The organism is Mesorhizobium sp. M7A.F.Ca.CA.004.06.1.1 (assembly GCF_003999135.1).
Lineage (GTDB): Bacteria > Pseudomonadota > Alphaproteobacteria > Rhizobiales > Rhizobiaceae > Mesorhizobium.
Genome location: NZ_RZPQ01001063.1, coordinates 1 through 1,523 on the forward strand (window position 1 = coordinate 1; position 1,523 = coordinate 1,523).

At 60.9% G+C, this 1,523-nt stretch carries 1 protein-coding gene; it reads right to left on the reverse strand.

The features are described 5' to 3' along the window. Positions 1 to 119: 119 nt before the first annotated feature. Positions 120 to 1,307 carry a hypothetical protein gene (locus tag EN906_RS33830; protein WP_236382810.1) on the reverse strand — a complete coding sequence of 396 codons (1,188 nt, stop codon included), beginning with the start codon at positions 1,305 to 1,307 and terminating at the stop codon, positions 120 to 122. Positions 1,308 to 1,523: the final 216 nt, after the last annotated feature.

The following is a 1,523-nucleotide window of genomic DNA, read 5'->3' on the forward strand; positions in this document are numbered from 1 at the left end:
TGATTGGCCCCAGCGCCCCGCCGCACAGGCGGGTTTTTCGTTTGATGCTCCGTCAGCCAACGCGTCGGCGAAGGCTCCGAAGGAACCCATTAACCCAAGTTTGTAGCGCTTGAAGGCGATCAGCGGCCGAAATCATCGGAACTGAGGCGGGTCCAGCGGTCGCCCACCAATCCACCGATAAAGATGTCGCCGGAGCGGACCGCTTCCGTGACCTCGGCGATCCGCGAGCGGACCATTGTTCCCCCGGCATAGCGGAAGAAGACATTCTTGTAGCCAAAGAGTTGAGGTATGAATTTGGTCTGCGTCTGTCCGGTGATGCCCACACAGCCCATCTCCCATGCGGCGGCGACAAGCGCATCCAGCGTCGCGCCCCAGTGCAATCCGGATGCCTGGATCTGCAACAGGTTCGCCACGCCGCCGGCTTGACCATAGAAGGCATAACAACCGAGCATTTTGCCCGTTTCGTCGTAGGTCCCACCGAAATGAAGGGGGCCGTCGGCCCGCTTCTCGGCCGCCAGCGCAAGCAGCCGTGCAAGTTCCCCATCCTTCCAACTCGGCCGAAGAGCGTAACCAGACAGGAGGGTCGGCAGCTTCTCGGCAAATTGAACGGCATCGATCGGCTCACGATGGGTGCGATGCGACGATGAATGGAGGACCGGTGGCTCGAACCTTTTCTTGGCGAGAGCATCGAATGCTCTTGCGCATGGATCGAGTACAAGGCGAGGCAGGCCAGGCCATTTACGGTGCAGTGCGGCGGCGGCCATCGCCGCCGGCCGGAAAACATATGTCCATCCCAGACAATGCACCGGGAGGAGTTGGTACTTCATCGGGCGCGCGAAGGCCAAGGATGTCCGGTTGGCCGAATCGGTCAGCTGCAGATCGAATTCGCCTTGATGCAAGGCACGCAGCAATTGGGGTCCGGCCGAGCCGTCATCGGTGCCGGGGTCGGCCATGAGCGGCCCGATGATCGCCGCATTCAATGGCGCTCCATTGAGCTCGTAGCGGGCTTTCAGAACGCCGAGGAATCCACCCAGACGACCGTGCCGGTTGATCTGGACAAGAGCGTTGCTTTCCCCGGACTGGCCGGCAGGGTCGAGGTAAATCTCTCTCATATACGCGGCCGTTTCCGCGATCGCGCGATCGAGGAGGTGACGCCGGCGCCGGCGAAACTTCGTCAGGAAGAGTGCGGCGACGCGCTCAAGATCTTCGGCAGCCAGCGGCCGAACCGAGCCATGCTGAGATTCCAGCACTGACGGCGCAGCCAACTTCTCCTCGGCATTTGCAGAAAGATGCATCGTGAAGAACATCCGTGGGTTGCCCTCCATCGGATATATATCAACCAATGGTAGAAACAACGTATCTCGGTCAGTATGATGAACAGAGGTCTCAAGACTTACTATCCGGACAGGGCTTCACAGGCAAATCAAGTCGGCCAGCATCGCTGCGCTGATCGGCGGGTTGGCCGCGGCCTTGCGATCGCATGCCCTGCTCCAGCCCGCTGGGCTGACCGTGCCGGACAGAGG